The organism is Chryseobacterium sp. B21-037 (assembly GCF_028570785.1).
Lineage (GTDB): Bacteria > Bacteroidota > Bacteroidia > Flavobacteriales > Weeksellaceae > Chryseobacterium > Chryseobacterium proteolyticum.
Genome location: NZ_JALGCB010000001.1, coordinates 2,977,588 through 2,999,328 on the forward strand (window position 1 = coordinate 2,977,588; position 21,741 = coordinate 2,999,328).

Annotated in this window: 19 protein-coding genes; 12 read left to right on the forward strand and 7 right to left on the reverse strand. The window is 33.5% G+C overall.

Annotated features, from left to right (window positions below; all coding sequences use genetic code 11):
* Positions 1–81 precede the first annotated feature (81 nt).
* The 4 genes from MTQ00_RS13230 to MTQ00_RS13245 all read left to right on the forward strand — a co-directional run bounded on the left by MTQ00_RS13230 (position 82) and on the right by MTQ00_RS13245 (position 4,678).
* A complete protein-coding gene (locus tag MTQ00_RS13230) occupies positions 82–1,728 on the forward strand; it encodes an NUMOD4 domain-containing protein (RefSeq protein WP_273649611.1) in 1,647 nt (548 codons plus the stop codon).
* A gap of 196 nt (positions 1,729–1,924) precedes the next feature.
* Complete coding sequence (locus MTQ00_RS13235; RefSeq protein WP_273649612.1) at positions 1,925–2,833, forward strand: ParB/RepB/Spo0J family partition protein; 909 nt, start codon at positions 1,925–1,927, stop codon at positions 2,831–2,833.
* Positions 2,834–2,836: 3 nt separating this feature from the next.
* On the forward strand, positions 2,837–4,237 hold the full coding sequence (locus MTQ00_RS13240) for a recombinase family protein (protein WP_273649613.1): 1,401 nt from the start codon (positions 2,837–2,839) through the stop codon (positions 4,235–4,237).
* 297 nt (positions 4,238–4,534) lie between these two features.
* Positions 4,535–4,678, forward strand: coding sequence for a hypothetical protein (locus MTQ00_RS13245; RefSeq protein WP_273649614.1), 144 nt, complete (start codon positions 4,535–4,537; stop codon positions 4,676–4,678).
* A 165-nt stretch (positions 4,679–4,843) separates the two neighbouring features.
* Here MTQ00_RS13245 and MTQ00_RS13250 read toward each other — a convergent pair whose 3' ends face one another.
* The 5 genes from MTQ00_RS13250 to MTQ00_RS13270 form a co-directional block, all read right to left on the reverse strand.
* Complete coding sequence (locus tag MTQ00_RS13250) at positions 4,844–5,401, reverse strand: DUF6705 family protein (protein WP_273649615.1); 558 nt, start codon at positions 5,399–5,401, stop codon at positions 4,844–4,846.
* Positions 5,402–5,418: 17 nt separating this feature from the next.
* A complete protein-coding gene (locus MTQ00_RS13255; protein WP_273649616.1) occupies positions 5,419–6,717 on the reverse strand; it encodes a hypothetical protein in 1,299 nt (432 codons plus the stop codon).
* 130 nt (positions 6,718–6,847) lie between these two features.
* A complete protein-coding gene (locus tag MTQ00_RS13260; protein WP_273649617.1) occupies positions 6,848–7,363 on the reverse strand; it encodes a hypothetical protein in 516 nt (171 codons plus the stop codon).
* A 351-nt stretch (positions 7,364–7,714) separates the two neighbouring features.
* Positions 7,715–8,140 (reverse strand): hypothetical protein, encoded by a 426-nt coding sequence (locus tag MTQ00_RS13265; protein WP_273649618.1) that lies wholly within the window; start codon positions 8,138–8,140, stop codon positions 7,715–7,717.
* Between the two features lie 387 nt (positions 8,141–8,527).
* Positions 8,528–10,516 (reverse strand): hypothetical protein, encoded by a 1,989-nt coding sequence (locus MTQ00_RS13270; protein ID WP_273649619.1) that lies wholly within the window; start codon positions 10,514–10,516, stop codon positions 8,528–8,530.
* Between the two features lie 475 nt (positions 10,517–10,991).
* Between MTQ00_RS13270 and MTQ00_RS13275 the strand changes: the two genes are divergently transcribed.
* Entirely contained in the window at positions 10,992–13,223 is a 2,232-nt protein-coding gene (locus MTQ00_RS13275; protein WP_273649620.1) for a zinc-dependent metalloprotease, read from the forward strand.
* Positions 13,224–13,364: 141 nt separating this feature from the next.
* Here the strand turns inward: MTQ00_RS13275 and MTQ00_RS13280 are convergent, their stop codons facing one another.
* Positions 13,365–14,174, reverse strand: coding sequence for a helix-turn-helix domain-containing protein (locus MTQ00_RS13280; RefSeq protein WP_273649621.1), 810 nt, complete (start codon positions 14,172–14,174; stop codon positions 13,365–13,367).
* Positions 14,175–14,260: 86 nt separating this feature from the next.
* Positions 14,261–15,157, reverse strand: coding sequence for an oxidoreductase (locus tag MTQ00_RS13285; RefSeq protein ID WP_172280701.1), 897 nt, complete (start codon positions 15,155–15,157; stop codon positions 14,261–14,263).
* A 209-nt stretch (positions 15,158–15,366) separates the two neighbouring features.
* On the opposite strand from MTQ00_RS13285, the gene MTQ00_RS13290 reads away from it, so the two are divergent.
* The 7 genes from MTQ00_RS13290 (at position 15,367) to pyk (ending at position 21,649) form a co-directional block, all read left to right on the forward strand.
* Positions 15,367–16,191 (forward strand): SDR family NAD(P)-dependent oxidoreductase, encoded by an 825-nt coding sequence (locus tag MTQ00_RS13290; protein WP_273649622.1) that lies wholly within the window; start codon positions 15,367–15,369, stop codon positions 16,189–16,191.
* Between the two features lie 89 nt (positions 16,192–16,280).
* On the forward strand, positions 16,281–17,174 hold the full coding sequence (locus MTQ00_RS13295; protein WP_273649623.1) for a helix-turn-helix domain-containing protein: 894 nt from the start codon (positions 16,281–16,283) through the stop codon (positions 17,172–17,174).
* Positions 17,175–17,472: 298 nt separating this feature from the next.
* Complete coding sequence (locus tag MTQ00_RS13300) at positions 17,473–17,712, forward strand: acyl carrier protein (RefSeq protein ID WP_002976354.1); 240 nt, start codon at positions 17,473–17,475, stop codon at positions 17,710–17,712.
* 32 nt (positions 17,713–17,744) lie between these two features.
* Positions 17,745–18,989: a beta-ketoacyl-ACP synthase II gene (fabF, locus tag MTQ00_RS13305; RefSeq protein WP_172280707.1), complete on the forward strand. Its 1,245-nt coding sequence runs from the start codon at positions 17,745–17,747 to the stop codon at positions 18,987–18,989.
* 9 nt (positions 18,990–18,998) lie between these two features.
* Positions 18,999–19,760 (forward strand): ribonuclease III, encoded by a 762-nt coding sequence (rnc, locus tag MTQ00_RS13310; protein WP_172280708.1) that lies wholly within the window; start codon positions 18,999–19,001, stop codon positions 19,758–19,760.
* Positions 19,738–20,211: an IPExxxVDY family protein gene (locus MTQ00_RS13315; RefSeq protein ID WP_273649624.1), complete on the forward strand. Its 474-nt coding sequence runs from the start codon at positions 19,738–19,740 to the stop codon at positions 20,209–20,211. Before rnc ends, MTQ00_RS13315 begins: the two co-directional genes overlap by 23 nt.
* Positions 20,204–21,649 carry a pyruvate kinase gene (gene pyk, locus MTQ00_RS13320; RefSeq protein ID WP_172280712.1) on the forward strand — a complete coding sequence of 482 codons (1,446 nt, stop codon included), beginning with the start codon at positions 20,204–20,206 and terminating at the stop codon, positions 21,647–21,649. The genes MTQ00_RS13315 and pyk overlap by 8 nt, the downstream gene beginning before the upstream one ends.
* Positions 21,650–21,741 lie beyond the last annotated feature (92 nt).

Consider the following 21,741-nt stretch of genomic DNA (forward strand, 5'->3'; position numbering starts at 1 on the left):
GCATCAATTTTGATATTATAAAATTTCGATTTAAATTCGACTTCCTCTAGTTACAACTAAATACAAAAGATATTTCGATCAATGAAGCTTCCTCCAGAATTAGAAGATAGTTATGTAAAAGAAGTTCTTTACAATAAATCTTTAGAAAACCTTCCTGATGAACAGTGGAAACTGATTGAAGGTTTTGAGAACTATGCAATTTCAAACTATGGACGGGTAAAGAGCCTTGAAAGAGACGCTCCTTCATTATTCGGTAGGGAAAGGACATTGCCAGAAATGATTTTGAAACCAGTTTTTACTAAACATTTTAACAAGTACCTTAATCGTTATTTTTATAATGTCAATGCTAGACTATCACTGGATGGAAAAAAGACTGAAAAACCTATATCCCGTCTGGTATATTATCATTTTGTGGAAAAATTTGATATGAATGATCAGCATATTTATATAGAAACTATGGATGATAACAGGCTTCATGTGAATAGTAGTAATTTAAAGATGATTTCTGCCAGTGAAAGGAGTTTAAAAACTTTTCGAACAAACAAAGCTAAAAATCGACATGTCTTTTATTTGCAACCTATTAGTCAATATACACTCGAAGGTGATCATATTGCTGATTTTGATAGCTTTTACGATGCTGAAAAGGCATTTGGTATTGATGTAACTGCTATTTATTCAGCAATCACTAAAAAAGCTTTAATTGCAGGAGCATACAGGTGGTTCTTACAAAGTGATCCTCCACAAAAAGATGATCTTTTTTTTCCCGACCAGCTACTTAATGAGAAACTATGGCAAAGGCTTGGCAAACCTAAAATCGATAAGAAAAATCCGCCTCCTTGTATGAATTTATCGATTAAAAACCTTATTGATGAAAATTGGAAGGCCTTACCTGGTTTTGAAGAACGTTTTTCTATTTCTAATAAGGGAAGGATAAAAAGAATGGGTAGTTGGAATACTGTCGGAAGAAAGATCTATACGAAAGAACATATTGTTCCACAAATTATAGAATTTAAGGATGATACTTTGTATACCATGCGTGTTATATTAGATGATCTAAAGGAGAGAAAAAGAAAAACTAGTATAGAAATTAGTAGACTGCTTTATTATTGTTTTATAGAACAATTTGACCTAAATAATAAAAGGCTTGTTATTGTAAGTAAAAATCATCCACAATGGAAGATAGACCTTTCAAAACTTGAACTACGATATATTAAAGATATTCCTAAGAATAAAAGATTAAAGTCGATTCGAATAGTGAATACTTCAAGAGAAGTATTTAATGATGTCCTTTGGGAAAAGTTAGGCAAACCTACAATTGATAAAAAGAATCCACCAGCCATTATGAATCTATCTTTGAAAGATCTTCAGAATGAACGCTGGAAACCATTAACAGGTTATAAAGAAAAATATGCCATTTCTAACAAAGGACGTGTAAAACGATTGAGTGGCTGGAAAGCAGGGAATATGTTTTTTGAAGAAGAACAAATATTAAATATCAATTTGATGAAGGTAAAAAATGCTTTTTATCTTTGTTTTAGATTACATGAACGGTTACGCAGAAGTTCCATAGTACTTCCCCGTATTCTTTATTATTCTTTTGTAGAGGAATTTGATCTAAATGATAAAACACTTATTGTGGTAAATGAAAATGAGCCAATGTGGGATATAGATTCCTCAAAACTTTCATTGCAGTCTTCTCAATCTGTTTTTAGAAGAAAAACTTATTAAATTTAAGAGTTTTATTGGCCTCCATAAAAGATTGTAACTGATCACAAAACAGGAAAGAACAAATTTCTTACTACAGAATTTAGTTCAGAAATAAAGATTCTATTAATATTTTGTTAAAAGAAATATAATTATATATTTTGCTTGCTTGAGGCTAAATTTGGTAATTGATTTGCAAGCAATAATTAAATATATAGTTATGAGCGAAAATAATGTCAAAAGTCTAATTGACTCATTTAAACCCCGCCCTTTTATATACATGGAATTGCCACTTGAGGTAATAGAAGGCGATCCAAATCAACCTCGCAAAGCTTTTGGTTTAGGTGTCGGTGGCGATTATGATCGTCTCCTGAAATCAATTCGGCATTATGGTATCGAAGATCCTATAAAAGTAAGTGAAGTTGAAGAAGGGCGTTTTTTAATCATGGATGGTCATAGAAGGTTTGGTTGCGCAAAAGAACTTAAACTCAAAACAGTCCCTTGTCGAGTATATCCGAAAATGAGTGATGGAGAGTTCGAAGCTCGTAGATACGAAATGCAGAATAATCGCAGAAGCTGGAAGCCAATGGAAAAAGCGAACGCAATACATAAGATAAAAGCAGAATATAGCCATGCAAGTAAAAAGGAAATAGCCGATTTAATAGGGATATCCCAAGTTCATTTGTTTCACTTTATTGAGTTACGGGATATGAGAATGGAGTATCTAGAATTAATGTCCGAGTATAATATGAAAGAGTACCAACGTATAGCTTTTATGCAGTTGCTTCCTAAATTACGAAAGATTAAAGAATATGAAATTGATGATATTGTAAAAGTTCTCTTTAAGAAAATAAGTGATAATGTAACTTATAGAGCAAGTGATTTCAAAGACTTGTCTAAAATATTCGTAAATGCATCTTTACATGAAGAAGAGATCTTATATTTTCTAACAGAGCCTTTAATGACTGTTACTGAATTGTGTGAAAGTGCAAAATTGTCTGGATTTTCAAGTCACATCAAAATTTTAATAAAAGAATTTAGTACAAAAAAAAATTCAAATATTAAACTGACAGAAAAAGAACATGAATTATTTGAGGATTTATACAATCTTATGAAAACATTTGAATAGTTAATGTTAATTAGTTCTCAGCAAATCACTAAAACAGCGATCGCATATTATCGACATTCTGCTGAAGACAAACAAGAGAATTCAGTTGCAATTCAACGTGGACATGTTGAAAAATTTGCAAATAAGCACCATATTGAAATAATACATGAGGAGGTTGACGAGGGAGTAAGTGGACTTCTTGCTAATAGGCCTGGTTTTGAACGGCTATTTACTAACTGGATAAAAAAAACTAATTCTCCTCGTATTGATTATGTTTTAGTCTATGATGTTTCACGATGGGGACGATTTCAAGATCAAGATCAAGCAGGATATTATACTTACTTGTGCAAGGAGCATGGGATAGAGGTAGTATATGTTTCTAGAGGTTTTACTGATACAAATAATCAATTATTGTCAAATTTAGAAATCAATATTCAAAGGTATATGGCGGCAGAATATAGTCGCCAATTAAGTGAAAAAGTGTTTCATGGATGTGTAAAAGTCTCACAACAGGGCTATTCAGCAGGAGGTGCACCTGTTTATGGAATGGCAAGGCAGTTACTTGATGTAAACAAAGAACCTATTCGTATTCTAGGAACTGGCGAACATAAGCAAATTGCTAATGAGCGAATTTCCTTTACACCAAAAAATGACGAAACAACTGAAACAGTAAAAAATATATTCAACTTGTTTGTTAAAGAAAGAAATTCATTATCAAAGATTGTATTAGATCTAAATCAAAAGGGTGTATTATCTGCAAATAATAAACAGTGGGATAGAACAAAAATTGTAAAGATCTTAACTAATGAAACTTATGTTGGTACTAGATTATATAATAAAACATGGAAGAGGCTGAAGCAAAAATCATATCGGAATCCCCGTTCAGAATGGGTAATAGTACCTAATGCTTTTGATGGAATAGTTGATAAACTGCTTTTTGAAGAGGCACAGAAAAGATTATATTGGTTATTTCCCAGTAATTGGCGCAAAGGAATTAATGCAATAAAGCGAGCTAGGAAAAATATTAATAATGATCTGCGAAGATGGCTTATAAATAAGGGTGCAACGGAATTTGAAGCCGATGAAATAATATTCAAATTACCTATTGTTTTTAGTATTAAACTTGAAATTAAAACCAATTCACATTGGTGTTTTCTGATTTCTGATAAAATGCGAAATAGTGATAATGTTTTAGGTATAGGCATTATTCCAGGCTCGCAGAATATAATTAATGATTTTTTCTTGCTTTCAGTAAAGGATTTTACGTGTACAAATTTTCTTATTTTATCTGAAAATAGTCTACTATATCAAAAGAGCAAAGTTGAAACTAATAATTTAGAAGCAACTATTGTTTATATAATTAAACAGATCAAAAAATCTAAGCAATGGTATAAAAGTAAATACATTTTTATAGATAGATTGTAATTATAGATTTACCTTTTAAAATTAAACATTAATTCACGGTTTTTTTCTTTCCTACTTTGAATTGGCTTTTCTATTCTGGCATCAATTCTGTAGGAGCTGTTTTTAAGATATTCTCAGATTTTTTTACCAAAGTTTAAGCCTTTGCATGGTACCGGTGGTTTAAATATAGAATTATAACAGAATTTGACAAAATTTTCTAAAGCCTGCTTAAACCTAAAAATTAAGAAAAAATAGCTTCCAATTTTTAATTAATAATTATTATTTGTAAATTTATATTAACCAAAAAAACAAATAATTATGGCAAAAAGATACAGAGATGCAGAATCTGGCGAGTACGTTACAAAAGAATATGCAGAAAAGCATAAGAAAACTACAGTTCAAGAAACTGACAAGTCTAAAACTAAAACAATTCCTAAAAAATCACCTCCTAAGAAAAAGTAATGTTTTCATCATCTATGTTTTTTAAGTCTCTCTTTTATGAGACACTTTTTGTATAATTGGTAAAAAAAACCTTAGCAAAATCGATAAGGTTTTTTTTTGATTCCTAATTAATCATAATTTTAATTATTTATAAGGAGTATGCCAAGTATTTTTGTTGGTATTGCGTTATTGTTTTGTTAACACAATTTCTTCAGGTAAGGCTTTTGGAAAAGGAGTAGTATTGTAATATTGGCAATCTGTAGTAATCATATTACTTCCTTTGTTAAACTTCCAGTTAAGTTTAGTTTTACTTGAATCTGTAAAATTGATAATAATATTTCCAGAAGTATTACATAAATCAGAGTCTATATAAACAAGAGAGTACTTAGTATTATATTTTCTAAAATTCACACCGTTAATTTTAGTTTTATCATCTGATAAATTCATATTATCATACATAACTCCTCCACTAGCATTTAATATTTTAAATTTTCCAATTAAATAATCTTTATAATATTTAAATACATTATCGTAGGCATTTGTTATTTTTTTGAAAGTTACAAAAATAGTCTTGCCATCCCAGGTTCCTTTCCAGGTTCCTTCGTAGGCGGGAAGCTCATTATTTGTATCTTTTTGATAAGAGTTTTCAGGAAGCTGAATTTCTGAAGGCCTTAATGAATAGATTTGTTGTGCCTGACAAGACATTGAAATATAAAAAAGAATGGCAAAAAATATATTTTTCATAATGTAATTTTTTTTATTTAGGGACATGGTGTTGGATTTACTGGTTTATCTTTTCCGTCAAATTTAAGTTTAGTTGTGTTACCCGTGGCTTTGTCACTTTTATAAAATTCTAAACCATTTATTTTTACTTTTTCTTCTAAAAATTGGGTGAATATTTTTTCCACAATACCTGAGTTAGCTAATTCGCTTTCTTTAAGGTTACTATATTCTTTTTCATACCATGACTGCCAATTAGCTAGTGTATTCGGTCCTATACCAAAGCTACCATCTCCTGAATATTTTAGAATATAGTTACCCTGTGACGTTATCACCATGCCAAAAGCATCTACCATTAATCCTTTATCTTGAGCGTTTCTAACACATGATGTAAGGAAAGTAAAAAGATCTGCTGGTGAAAAAATTTTTACAACACCTTCTTTATCAAGATGAACATGCATAAAACCAAAATATTTATTTCCAGGTGGGAGCTTTAAGTTATCGTTATCCGTATTTGCTAAAGATTCATAATTTATTTGAGGACCATAAGCAACAGCATATCCCGTTTCTTGTGTCTTCTTAAAAATCTCTGGCTTATCAAGTTCTGTAACTTTATTTTTAAAGTCTACACTTGAATTCTGTGTTTTCATTTTATCACATGGAGTTTCAGGGGTATCTGGATATGGATAGCCTGTACCACCTCCACCACCAGTACCCATGTCACACAGCCCTGTTACAGGATCTACTATACCTAAACAATCAGAAATTTCTATTGGAGCGTCTATAACTCTACATGTAGTAACACGGCTAGATACCCATTCCCCATCTCCTCCATCTGGATCAGGATTGGATTCATTATTAGGCAACCATACAGAAATAGTCTTGGTTGAACAGACTAATCCACCTTTATTACTATTTGATTCAGTATTTATAGCTTTTTTAACTCTTGGAGAAATATAGTTCTGAAAAAAACTAATATCATTTTGTGACTGTTTGTATATAAAATAAATTTTACTTCCGTGTCTGGGAACTTGAAGTACAGAAAGAACTTTTCCATTATCTACTACAGGAACCATCAAAAAACTTTCATCAAAGCTATCCATGGTTGTAGCATAATCCCAAAGAGGTGTTCCATTTCCTTTTTTGATTTCAGATTCATTTTCCTGATAGACTTTCATTACATTTTTAATATACTTTTCGTCTTCTTTCCAGAGGCTTTTGTTAGTATATTCTTTAGAACTAGGGTCAGATGCCGAAGTAACTTCATCATGAATACAGGAATACAGTGAGATGCTGAAGACTACTAATAGCAGTAGTTTAAGAATAATTTTGTTTTCCATTTAATGTTTATAATTTTTAGGTTACTAATATAAAGATATTTTTTAGTTCACAGTTTAGGGTTTTCCGTATTGTTTTGAATAACATTTTTCATATACAAAATACTTTTAGTAAATGACAAAATTTGTCGTATTATAAATTTTTATACCTGTCAGTAAACTCAGTATAATTGCTTGATGTGTGTATTAAGTGAAAATACCTTTGAACAAACTTGTTCTTATCTTTTATATAATCACTATAACTTATTATTTCATCCACAAGTCCTGTAAGTGCCAAAAAAAATAATATTGGAAAAGCTGGAATTAGTAATATACACCACCAATACTTTTTCAAAATTGCTGCATAAAGGTTCTCAGGAATTGGAGGAAGGGTTTTCTTTAAAAGGAAATATTCATTTTCGGATACAAGTTTATAAGGCTTATTAAAATAATACCTGTATTGTTTGACTTTGTGAATTGCCATAATAGTTCTATTATTTAATAACAGCATAGATAATTCTTGGTAGATACTTTCTTCGAAATCATTAGGTTTGATAATGACTGCCCTCGAAAATGTTCCTTTGTCAAAATTGGCATTATATTCATTTTCCATCACCTCAATAATTGTGGTGTCCTGAAAACCTGGATTAATAATATGATTATCTTTCAAAAATCGGTGAATTCTAATAAGTACGATTTTTGATCTACAACAAGTAGGTTGTGATTTTAATCTATGAATTCTTGTCTTTCAAAATATTCAGTGAAATTCTTAGAGTAGATTTTCTAAGTTAGAAAAATGCTATTTGAAATGAAAAAGTAATTTTTTTCATCATTTGTGTTTTTTAATTCTCTCTTTTATGAGAGGCTTTTAATAAAAGTTGAAATAAAAAAACCTTGACCAAATTTGGTAAAGGTTGAATTGTAGTTTTATATTAAGTAAGAAATTTATATAATTAAAACAGGAAAGCATAATGGATTAATTCATATAAATTAAGATATGTAATGTTGAATATAATTTATTTTATTCTTGTCTGTCAAATATTTGAATATGATATCCCGCATCAGAAGGATAATATAATTCTAACTTTTTATCCTTGAGTATAAAGTGATGGTCACCTCCAATTCCACGGCACTCACTAGCCTCCAATCTGAAAACTTTGTCTGGATTTCGTTTCTTTTTAAAATAGTATTTTCCTACTGACTTATTTTCTATCGTTTCTTTCCAATTACCAGTACATAAATCACGATTAGATATAAAAGTTCCATCTTTTTTTAGAGTTAGAAACATATTGCTTTCAACTTTTTGTGGAATTAAAGAGGAACGCATAGCATAAGCATCATCACTATTTACCACACTCATAAGTTTCCAATTTCCTGTTACTGAATTTCTATAAGATTTACAATTTATTAATGATAAAAGAATAAATATTAAAAATAAATATTTCATAAGATAATTATTTAAATTTAATCCATTTTTTAAAAAAACAAAAAATAACCCACGAAGAGCTTAATATAATTAGAATTGCTCTAACTATATTATCAATTCTTTCATTTCGTGCTGTAAAAAACTCTGCAGATAAATAAAATATAATTACACATAATAAAACAAAAATGTAATTAAATCGAATAATTTTATTTTTAAATAAATAAAAAATAATAATTAAGTAAATGAATACGTATATGAACAAATAAATTATAAGAATGGCAAAAAGCCAATAGATACTTATAAAAACATCCATTATATCATTATGTATAATGTTAAAATCTATATTAAAAATTACTACTAGCAATATGAGTAAAATAGATAATAAAGCAACTTTTAATATTTCCTTAATTATTTGCATCCTAATGAACTTAATGATTTATTTCCTTTTATATAATCCTTTATCTTAACCCAATCTGGTCTGTATGTTTTTGGTGACATGATTGTAGCTCCATTTTCTCCACCTCCATTATCTTTTACAAATTTCTTTAGCTTAGTTTGCATTCCCTTCCAAAGTTCATCAGCTCCATTAAAAGCAGGATTCTTTTCTGGTGGAAATGCATTAAAAATAGGTAAATTTACTCTATCAACACCTCTTGTGTAAATATACATATCTTGACCTGACATATAATAACTAAAGAATCTATTACCAGACACTGGATGTTCACTATCCCATGGACTTGTAATTGTTGTAAATACCCACGCATTAGTACTCACTCCAGAGCATATTACTGTCCCGTTATTATGACCTACTATTACTGGAATATAAATACTGATGAGTGCATTTAAAGGATTTGCTGAATTCCACAATGCAGTATCATTAACTCCTAAGTTTGTATCTACAACAGGCGTGAACTTTTCCGCGAAATCATTAAGATGTAGCCTGAAATAATCAAAAAATTCCTTTGGTGTAAATTTTTGAGTAGTACCAGGCTTATTGGGTAAATTAGATATTTTAACAGAAAATAAGTCCATATTTAATGATTTACCCTTTGCATTATCTAAATTTTGTATTATTAAATCATCTTGATACCAATGGGTTTTTGTGTTTATACTTTTTAATTTATCCTTAACACTTTGGGGTATTTGGTGATCTGCAACATTTTTCCAATCATCTAATTCACCACAAGGGATATCAACTAATAAATTGGGATTCAGTGTTAAGGCATTATCCAAATCCTTTAATCTTGTAATAAGCTGGTCATAAGTTGTATCAGGATTTTGAATAAGAAACTCAAGTGCCCAACTTACAAATTTATCTTTCTCTATGCCAGACATGGATGCATTTGCCGGATCTCTGTACCAACCTGCCAGTTGATTCAGCTTTTCAGTAAGAAAAGAATCACCACCGTTAATTTTAAAATAGCCTTTTATTGTTAAAAAAGTGTAAAGATAAGCACTCAGCATACTCACTTTTGGATTTAAGGTCAGTAGGTAAGCTTGAAGCTGAATATTAAGCTGTCTATTTTCTTGACATTGAACATCATTAGCTTCACATACGTTATATGCTTCTCCAAAATTTTGAAATATAAATGTGTTATAAAGATTTTCAGGAAGCGTGGTATTTCCTCCTCCCGTAATTCCACCTCCTCCAGAACCACCTCCTCCATTAGAGCCGCCAGGACTTGTTCCAGGATTTGAACCTCCTGGAACTGTTCCTGATGGAACACAATGGGTATCATCTACAGACATTACAATAATCTGGGGTGCTGATGCTCCTGTTAGTTCACATTGACTTGGATTAGTATGATGGTCAGAACTTACACAAGGAATAACTTCATAATTTACAACTAAACATCCTATATATTCAGAGTAAGTGTATCCACTTCCTTTATTTGAATTATTTGAGCCAATATTAAGATTATTAATTTTGTAAATACTTACTTTCCCCTTAATATCTTCAGGTTTAGTAGCATTTTGGAAATTTTGTACTTCCTGCTTTGAAAGATGATATTGAATAAGGAAACCAGAATAACTTCCATCAGTTTTTTTTCTTATTACAAGGTTTTCAATATCCTGAGAAGGGGAGATTCTATTAACCTCGAATGTGTATGTAGTAGTGCCACTTTTTTCTATCACTCCAGCATAATCTGTCATAATAACTGCTCCATCTAAAATAGGATCATTATTTTTGTTTTTAGGATTAGCTCCAAAAAGTTGCGTTTGTATTCCTGAAAGTTTTGACCAGAGCACTTCATCTTTTTTTATTTCTCCACCATTAATGACATAATTCTTAGAAGTATTGTTTTGAGATTCCTGATCAACATACAGACTTTCCTGTCTACATCCAAAGAATAAAAATACTGAAACTATCAGTAATAGAAATTTGATTTTTTTCATCCGTTTTAATTATTAATTTTAAAATCTTGCAAATTTAACATTTTTTAGCATTTAAATTCACTTTAAAAAGATTTAAATGAATTACATCATGATTTTAGTCGCTAATTTTCAAATTTTTACATTTTATATAATACAAATATATTATAGCGTAGCGACGGAACTTGTCGTGTTAAATTTATAATTCAAATAATACAATAGAGGCCGGAAATCTTTGCTATATGAATAGTGTTTTGACAGATTCTGATTATAATGGCGAGGCTTTTTAGTAATGCAACGGGAAAGGTGTCAAGTTTAATACCTGATATTAACAGATTAGATAATTCTTTGTATTTTCCTTATAATTATTCCAAATATTTAATTAATTTTATAGTTATTTATATTTTGAATTATTAAAATTAATTTAATAAAGATTTTCATTTTTTTATTTCCACAAAGCTAATAAAACCGAAACATCATAAAATTAAACATATAAATTATGAAAATTAAACAATTATTTTATCTGGGAATCTTTATGCTTTCCATTTCCCTGGGGAAAGCACAGGATTTTTTTACTACTATTAGTGAAAGATCCATTAAAGCAGATCCTAAAAGCAGAACGGTACAACCTGAAAAGTTCCTTACGTACAGCCTGGATGTCAATGGCATAAAGAGCTATTTCAGTACTGTTCCTGAACTAAAAGACAATGACCCTAAAGACAAAGCACCTATCATTGTCCTTCCAATGCCAGATGGTACAAAAGCAAAATTTAAAATCTGGAAATCTTCAGTGATGGCTCCCGAACTTGCTCAGAAGTTTCCACAGTTGGTTACCTTTACAGGGCAAGGAGTTGACGATCAATACGCTACTATAAAGCTGGATTTTACAGAGCTTGGATTTCATGCTCAGATAAAATCGATTGTAAATGGAGATACTTACATTGATCCTTACGCAAAAAACAACATCAACAATTATATCATTTATAAAAAAAGTGATCTGATTGACAGAAAACCAAGAACTTGTGCAACCAAAGACGAAGATATTGTTCCTGAAAAAAAAAGCGTACAAAAAAGCGTTACTCCAAGCGTAGGTACTCAAATTAGAATTTTCAGATTTGCAGTAGCCTGTACCGGTGAGTATGCCCAAGCTGCAACAGGATTAACATCTCCCACGGTTGCTCAAACTCTTTCAGCTATTGTTACCTCAGTAAACAGGGTAAACGGAGTATACGAACAAGAGGTTGCGGTAAGGCTCATATTAATTCCCAATGAAACTAATATCATCTTTACAAATCCAACAACAGATCCTTTTACAGGTAATGATGACGCATATACTTTGATTGATGAAAGCCAGGCTCAGATTGATGCATTAATAGGCAATGCCAATTATGATATAGGACATACTTTCAGTACCGGAGGTGGTGGACTTGCCGGATTAGGAGTAATATGCAGTACAGGAAATAAAGGAAGCGGAATTACCGGATCTTCTAATCCCGTAGGAGATCCGTATGATATAGACTATGTTGCTCACGAAGTAGGACATCAGTTTGGAGGGCCACATACATTCAATGCAACAACAGGAAATTGCGCGGGTAATCGAAGCGCTTCCAATGCTGTTGAACCAGGAAGTGGTGTTACCATCATGGCTTATGCCGGTATTTGTGGGGCAACCAATAATCTGGCACCTAATAGTATTCCTACTTTTCATACCAAATCATTTCAATCAATCACTACAAAAGTTCAATCGACAAGCTGTCAGGTAACAACTCCGGTTACCAACACAGCACCTGTTGTGAATGCAGGGAACGATTACACAATTCCCAAAGGAACTCCGTTTAAATTAACAGGTTCTGCTACAGACGCGCAGAATAACGCACTTGCTTATTCATGGGAACAAAATGATGTAGGACCGGCAGGAAACTGGAATGCACCAACAGGTAATGCTGCTATATTCAGATCATTTTTACCGGTAACAGTTCCATACAGATACTTTCCAAAACTTACAGACGTAATCAACAACGTTACCACCAAAGGGGAAATCCTGCCTTCGTATGGAAGAACTATGGAATTCAGATTAACAGTAAGGGATAATAACGCAGGCTGTGCCGGAGTTGCTAATGATGACGCCATTATAACAGTAGATGGAAATTCTGGTCCGTTCACTGTTACAGCACCTATGACAGCCGTAAACTGGACAGGTAATTCCACTCAGACCATTACCTGGAACGTAGCAAATACGACCGCTGCTCCCGTTAGCTGCGCTAATGTGAGTATTTTACTTTCAACAGACGGAGGTCTTACTTACCCAACGACGATCGTTGCTTCTACCGCTAACGACGGTACAGAAACAATTACTATTCCTAATGTAAATACAACACAAGCGAGAATTATGGTTGCGGGCCAAGGTAATGTATTTTATAATATCAATCCCGTAAACTTTACCATTACTCAGAATCTGGCTGTCAATGAAGTAAATGGAACCAAAGATGCATTTGTAGTGTATCCTAATCCAAGTAAAGGAATTCTAAATATCAGGTTTACCAACTCTAATGAAAATTATGACATCATGATATATGATACGAGTGGAAGACTGGCATTCAGTCAATTGAACAATACATTAAATGCTGGTAAAATCGGCACTTTCAATTTAACTCACCTGATGACAGGAGATTATCTTATTAAGATTAAAACCAAAAACATAGAGAAAACCGTGAAATGGGTTAAAGAATAAAAAAGAGCTTACTCTGAATTTAGTATAAAAGGTTGTTTTCATTGTAAAACAACCTTTTGCATTAAAAAAATAACTGGTATTTAATTCCGGTGATTACTAACTAAAAAAAGGCCTGAGTCAATTAGACTCAGGCTTTCTATTTTAAAATCCGCCAATTTTACTCGGTGATAATCCATACTGTTTTTTAAATGCAAATGAGAAGTGAGAAAGATCTTCAAAACCGAGATCCATATAGATATCCGAAGCCATTCTTCCTTTTTCAGCAAGAAGATAATGTGCTTCCTGAAGTCTTTTTTGCAAGAGCCATTTTCCAGGAGTTTTTCCAAATATTTTTTCAAAATCCCGCTTAAAGGTAGCCAGGCTTCGTCCCGTGAGATAAGCAAAGCGGTCGAGATTTACATTAAAATGATAATTTTTACTCATGAACGCTTCAATATCTATTTTTCCAGGCTCATTAAAATCAAATAGAACATCTTTTAATTCTGGATTTTCCTGAAGCAACAGAAGAATTGCTTCTTTAATTTTGAGTTCGACCATTCGTGGATCTGAAAGCTGCCCGGACTTCTGATACATCATCAGAGTATCCATATATGTTTTCAGTTGAGGGCTGGAGTCAAACACAACTAAAGAGTTCGTAGAACATTTTTTTTCAGAAGCCACATCATAAGCAAGACTGAAATCCTGCAAGGTCTGCTGGTCCAGATGAATGGATAATGATTGGAATTCACCACCGGGAGGGGGTTGTTTCGTAAACTTTAAAAGTTGATTGCGCTTCAGAAAACGTATGGAACCTTTTTCGGATCGGTAGTCATTGACCCCATCACTTAAAATTAAATCTCCGGCAACCTGATAGCTGATTACATGATCGGATACAAAATGCTCTCCCTGCCTGCTCAACTGAACATAACAGGAATACACAATATTTCCGTAATCTTGTCTTGTGGTTTTCATTTGATTACAAATATAATAAAGGATCTTCAGAATAAATTAATAAATAAGTGCAAGTATTTCTCTTGCACTTATTGAAGATTTGGACATTAATCCAAACGAATTCCTTTTTTAGCTAAAAACTGTTTCCCTTCTTCCGAATGCAACACATTTACCGCTTCATCATGATCGGTTGAAATACTTACATCGCGCCATTGCTCAAATTCTTTCTTCCTGTTTTGATCTGCACTTTGAAGGATAGCTGCAGCTTCACTTCCTAAAACCAAATGCATGGGTGGTGAAGGATGATCAACCAGGTCAACCATTACTTTTGCAGCCTTTGCCGGATCACCCATCGGAAGAAATTTTCCGGAAGTTAAATATTCTTTGATGCTGCCTACTGTTTCTTCATAACCCTCCACATCTTTAGCAAAACTCATAGAAGCTCCGGCCCAATCAGTTCTGAATCCTCCGGGCTCAATAGAAGTCACTTTAATTCCTAAAGGCAAAACTTCCTTGCTTAGAGACTCTGAAAAACCAGCGAGACCAAATTTTGCCGCCTGGTAAATAGACAAGCCAGCATTCCCTACTCTTCCTCCTACTGAGCTTATTTGCAAAATATGTCCGGATCGTTGCTTACGCATATAAGGCAATACTGCTCTTGTCACCTCAATAGGTGCAAATAAGTTAACTTCCAGCTGGCTTCTCACCTGCTCATCGGTAAACGCTTCTGCAGCTCCTGTAATTCCAAAACCGGCATTATTCACTAAAACATCAATTCTTCCAAAATGATCAACCGCTTCCTTAACCGCTGAATGAATCTGCTCCTTTACCTGAACATCAAGTTTTACTAATAATAACTGTGAAGAGTATTCCTCTAATAAACCTTTTAATATTTCGGGGTTTCTGGCTGTAGCCACCACGTAATCTCCATGTAATAATACTGCTTCCAAAAGACTTTTTCCAAGACCTTTTGAACTTCCTGTTATAAACCAAACTTTTTTCATTGTCTTTTATTTTAAATTTTATTGAGACAAAGTTCCGCCAAACCGATAACATTCATTTTGTTAAAAAGCTCAAATGCACTTTGTTAAAACAATCATTTATTCCCATTCCCATTGCATGTATTTTTGTGCTATTATTCAGCTGAAATGAGCTAGTTATCTACACCTCCCCTCAATAAATTTGTATCCTTAAATAATGTAAATACAAAATCATGAGTAAAACAATTTTTATTACAGGAGCATCCAAAGGGTTTGGAAAATTATGGGCACAAGCACTTTTAGAACGCGGAGATAATGTGGCAGCCACTGCCAGGAATATTTCTGCCTTGGATGATCTTAAAAAAAAATATGGAGATCAGATTCTCCCATTAAAACTGGACGTAAACAACCGTCAGGATGTTTTTGATACTGTAAATACTATAGAAAAACACTTCGGAAGTATTGACGTTCTGATCAACAATGCCGGCTTTGGATTATTTGGGACAGTAGAAGAAACTACAGAACAACAAGCCAGAGAACAAATGGAGACTAATTTCTTCGGTTCACTATGGGTAACCCAGGCTGTATTACCAGTAATGAGAAAACAGAAAAGTGGTCACATCATTCAGATTTCCAGCTTCCTAGGCTTGACTACATTACCTTTACTGGGTCTCTATAATGCTTCTAAATTCGCAATTGAAGGATTAACTGAAACTATAGGAACGGAAACAGCCCATCTGGGAATCAAAACGACATTAATAGAGCCCAACGGATATGCTACAGACTGGGCAGGAGCTTCGGCGTTACAAACTCCATCTGATATTTTCGATTACAACCCTGTAAGAGAAGAATTCGCCAAATCCGGAGATAATCCTGACATCTGGGGAAAACCAGAAGCTACAATACAACCTATAGTAGATATTATTGATTCCGTAAACCCACCAAAACGTTTACTGCTTGGCAAAATAGCATACCACACAATGAATCAGGTATACAGAGACCGCCTTGAAGATATTGAAAACTGGAAAGAAGTAAGCGTTAGGGCACACGGCTACTAATAATATATTGTACCTCTTAATTGACAAATTCAATAATCTGCAGATAGATCCTGTCTGCAGATTATTGTAAATTAGTTTTTTGAAATCTGATGAAACATTATAATACTCTTACCGAACTTCATTCAGAAAGCAACTGGGAAGCTCCACAGCACCCTCTTTTGGGCATCGTGGGATGCTTATCCGGATGCACGATGGGAAACCGGGAGTTCACCACAGACTGTTACATGGTCGCCTTCAAGAAAATCAAATCCGGAATTTTTATGTACGGACGTACACCTTATGATCATGACAATGGCTGTCTTTTTTTTACAAAACCAAGGCAGGTCATTGAGATGAGAGACCTGGAGTTCGAGGAACAAGGATTCATGTTGCTCATCCATGAAGACTATCTTAAAGGACATGAGCTGCATAAAGCTATTGAACAATACAGCTACTTTGATTACGAAGTTACTGAAGCTCTTCACCTTTCTCCAAAGGAAGAGCAAAATATCATTGAACTTCATGATAAGATTAGTAATGAATATAGAAACAACCCTGATGAATACAGCAGGGAGATTATATTAAGCCACCTTTCAACAATTCTGAAATACGCACAACGGTATTATAAAAGACAGTTTATAGAACGGGAACAGATCACCGGAAAAATGGCATCAAGATTTAATGATGCTCTTAAAAATTACATCCATAATGGCCATTTAAAAAAGGATAGCGGACTACCCAATGTCACCCAATTGGCCAGCCAGCTTTCTGTTTCCCCCAGATATCTCAGTGATCTTCTAAAACAGGAAACAGGTAAAACAGCCATGGAACTAATCCACATCTTTTTGATTTCAGAAGCCAAAAACCTTTTAAGACTGGGTGAAAAAGGCGTTTCAGAAATTGCCTATGAATTAGGATTTGAAAATGCATCTTATTTTACCCGCCTTTTTAAAAAGCAAACCGGAATGAAGCCTTTAGAATTTAAAAAACTGCAGATTAATTAATCTCAGCTATTCTATAAACTTCAGTCTCTCAGAATAACAATAAAAGCTGAATATACAGCATCAAAAGAACGGAATTCCATACCTGGATAAATGCATAAGTTTCAAAACCATGTTGTTCACTCTATGATTAATTTCATCTTCTGCTGAGCATACTAATTATAAACACCTGAAAACGAAAACACTATATCCCCTCCTGATAAAATACGGATAGTCTATCCACAAAAAAGACTAAAAAAATGTTTTATCGTAAAGAATTTTATATATTTGCACCATCTAACAATTAAAAAAATAATTTACTATGTCAGACATTGCATCAAGAGTAAAAGCTATCATCGCTGATAAGCTTGACGTTGAAGAAACAGAGGTAACTCCTGAAGCTAGCTTCACTAACGATTTAGGAGCTGATTCACTGGATACAGTTGAACTTATCATGGAATTTGAAAAAGAATTCAATATTCAAATCCCTGATGATCAAGCTGAAAAAATTACTACTGTAGGGCACGCTATCGCTTATATCGAAGAAGTAGTAAATAAATAATATTCTTCAACAAAAGAAAATTTAAAAAGTTTATGGAATTAAAAAGAGTAGTTGTAACCGGTTTTGGAGCAATAACACCGATTGGAAATAATGCGAAGGAATACTGGGGAAATCTTGTTAAAGGTGAGAGCGGTGCAGCTCCGATTACTCTTTTTGATGCCACAAACTTCAAGACAAAATTCGCTTGCGAAGTCAAGAATTTCGATCCGTTGCAACATTTCGATAAGAAAGAAGCAAAAAAAATGGACCGAAATACCCAGCTTGGGCTTGTAGCTGCAAGAGAAGCTGTAGAACATTCCAGAATTATCGAAGATTCTGTTGATAAAAACAGAGTTGGTGTAATCTGGGGCTCCGGGATCGGTGGTTTGGAAACTTTTGAAACAGAAGTTTTAGGATGGGCGAATACGGATATTCCAAGATTCAACCCCTTCTTTATTCCAAAGATGATCGCGGATATTACGCCTGGACACATCTCTATTGAGTATGGTTTCCACGGACCTAATTATACTACTGTATCTGCGTGTGCTTCTTCTGCAAATGCACTAATCGACGCTAAAATGCTAATCCAATTAGGGAAAGCAGATGTTATTGTATGTGGTGGCTCTGAAGCCGCTGTTACAGCGAGTGGTGTGGGCGGATTTAATGCTATGATGGCACTTTCAACAAGAAATGATGATCCGAAAACAGCTTCAAGACCTTTTGATAAAGACAGAGATGGCTTTGTATTGGGTGAAGGAGCAGGATGTATTATTCTTGAAGAATATGAACATGCAGTAAAAAGGGGCGCAACAATTTATGCAGAATTAAAAGGAGGCGGTCTGAGTGCAGATGCACATCACATGACAGCACCTCATCCTGAAGGTTTGGGAGCTTATCTGGTAATGAAAAGTTGCCTGGAAGATGCAGGGTTAACTGCTGATGAAGTAGACCATATCAATATGCATGGTACGTCTACTCCATTAGGAGACATTGCAGAATCCAACGCAATTTCAAGATTACTTGGAGAGCATGCTTACGACATTCAGATTAATTCTACGAAATCAATGACAGGACACCTTTTAGGGGCGGCCGGTGTAATTGAGGCTATTGCTGCTTTAGGAACTATTATTCATGGTATTGTTCCTCCTACCATTAATCATTTTACTGATGATGAAAATATCGACAGCAGACTTAATTTTACATTTAATGAAGCTGTGAAAAAAGATGTAAAAGTAGCCATGAGCAATACTTTTGGATTTGGTGGGCACAATGCCTGCGTTCTGTTTATGAAAATCTAAATTTACTGAATGGAGTTACAGAAATACTTTTCTAAATTCCTTCTCAAACAAAGAAAAAGAAAATTATCGGAGAGAGACTATTTCCTTAGTACCGAGCTAAATAAACTGCTGGGTTCTGAGATACAAAATGTTGCACTTTACCGGGAAGCTTTTTCTTTGAAAAATTCTTCTAAAAATCAAGACAGCAATTACGAAAGACTTGAATTCTTAGGAGATTCCGTTTTGGGTACAATTATTTCTTGTCATTTGTTCCAGACTTATCCTCAAGCGAATGAAGGATATCTTACACAAATGAAATCTAAGATTGTTAATAGGAAAAATCTTAATAAATTAGGGGAAGATTTAAAGCTTACAGACCTTTTAATTAAACAAAATTCTGTAGCTTTAGGTGAAAATATCTCCGGAAATTTATTTGAAGCATTAATCGGTGCTGTTTATTTAGACTTCCAATATGACACCTGTAAAAAGATCATTTTGGAACGTTTGCTGACGCCATCTGAAATTAATAAGCTCGAAAATAAAATTGTGAGCTATAAAGGCCTTCTTCTGGAATGGAGCCAGAAGAAAAAAGTAAATATAAAATATGAAACCTGTGAAGAAACTCAGGGGAATAAATCAATCGTTTTTCGTTGCCACGTCTGGCTCGGAGAAGAGAAGATAGCCAATGCCACTGAAACTTCAAAAAAGAAAGCCGAAGAAAAAGCAGCACAACGAGCATTTTATATTTTAAACAAAAAAGAGAACATACTTGGAAATTCAAAAACTTTATGATCACGACGATATAGAATTTGAAGATATTGCCATCGGATTGGTAAGATTAGCAAAAAATGTATTCGATCATGAATTTTTTTTCAAAATAAATCAAAATAGCGATCTTAAATTTTCAAGGATAGACGACCTCGTCTTTCACGGATCATATTATGACTATTATTTCTCAAGATTCGAGGGTTATCACAAGTTTTCAAAGACTTACTTTACTTTCATTTCCAACAAATCCTGTGAAAGTAGACAAAAAAAAATACAAACTGAGCTCTTCGCAGAAGAAGAAAATATTAAATTTTTATTAAATAATCAGGTAGATGTAGAATATATTCTGCATAGTTCGGAACAATTTCCTGATTTTTCCGTAATTTTGCTCCCTGAAAATCTTGTGTTTCCAATTCAAGATTATACATTGAGTTCTGAAGAGGAACTATATCAAATTATCCAGTATTATGAATAAGTATTTAAAGAAGACAAAAATTATTGCAACGCTTGGCCCTGCATCATCATCTAAAGAAGTCATGTTAGGACTTATGAAAGCAGGAGTAGACGTTTTTAGAATAAATTTTTCACATGCAGATTACGACTTAGTTCGAACTAATATTGATATCATTAGAGAACTTAACAAGGAACATGGCTACTCTGTAAGTATTTTAGGAGACTTACAAGGTCCTAAATTGAGAGTGGGAGTCGTAAAGGAGGGATCATATCTTAATCCTGGAGATATTTTAACGTTTACGAATGAAAAAATTGAAGGGGATTCTACAAAAGTTTATATGACTTATCAACAGTTTCCTCAGGACGTAAAAGTGGGGGAAAGAATCCTTATCGATGACGGAAAGCTTGTTCTAGAGGTTATTGAAACCAACGAAAAGGATACTGTAAAGGCCAAAACCATACAAGGGGGACCTCTGAGTTCTAAAAAAGGGGTAAACCTTCCTAATACGAATGTTTCTCTTCCTGCATTAACGGAGAAGGATATCCAGGATGCTAACTTTATGCTGGACATGGAGGTAGATTGGATTGCTTTATCTTTTGTACGTCATGCACAGGACATCATAGATCTTAAGGACCTTATTGCCAAGCATCCGAACGGTAAATTTAAAACACCGATCATAGCTAAAATCGAAAAACCTGAAGGAGTAAAAAATATTGATGAGATCTTATTGGAATGTGATGGATTAATGGTTGCACGTGGTGACTTGGGAGTAGAAGTTCCTATGGAAGAAGTTCCTGCGATCCAGAAAAACCTGGTTGAAAAAGCAAGATTCTATTCCAAACCGGTTATCATTGCCACTCAGATGATGGAAACCATGATCAATAGCTTAACACCAACAAGAGCTGAAGTAAATGACGTTGCCAACTCCGTATTGGATGGTGCTGATGCTGTAATGCTTTCAGGAGAAACTTCGGTGGGAAGATATCCCATCCAGGTAGTTGAGAACATGGCTAAAATCGTTCAGAATATAGAAAAGACAAATTTCTATCAGCACAAAAACGAGCCTATCGAAAAAGATTATAATTGTATTGATGAAAGGTTTATTACCAACAGGGTATGCCTTGCCGCAGTTAGAATTGCTAAAACAACAAATGTTACTGCAATTGTTACTTTAACACACTCCGGTTATACGGCATTCCAGCTTTCAGCCCACAGACCTAACTCACATATTATTGTGTACAGCGGTAATAAAAGGGTAATTACGATGCTTAACCTTCTTTGGGGTGTTCATGCTTATTATTATGATATGAACAAATCAACGGATGAAACAATTATCCAGGTTAATATGCTTACACATAATTACGGATATATTGAAAGCGGGGATTTTGTAATCAACATCAATGCGACTCCGTCATATGAAGGAGGAAAAACAAATACGCTGAGATTAACGACAGTATAATAAAGTAAAGGCGAAATCGCAAAAATGGCGAAACAGCTTTTCAAAATTGATATAAAAAAGAGCTCCTGAAATAATATTCAGGAGCTCTTTTT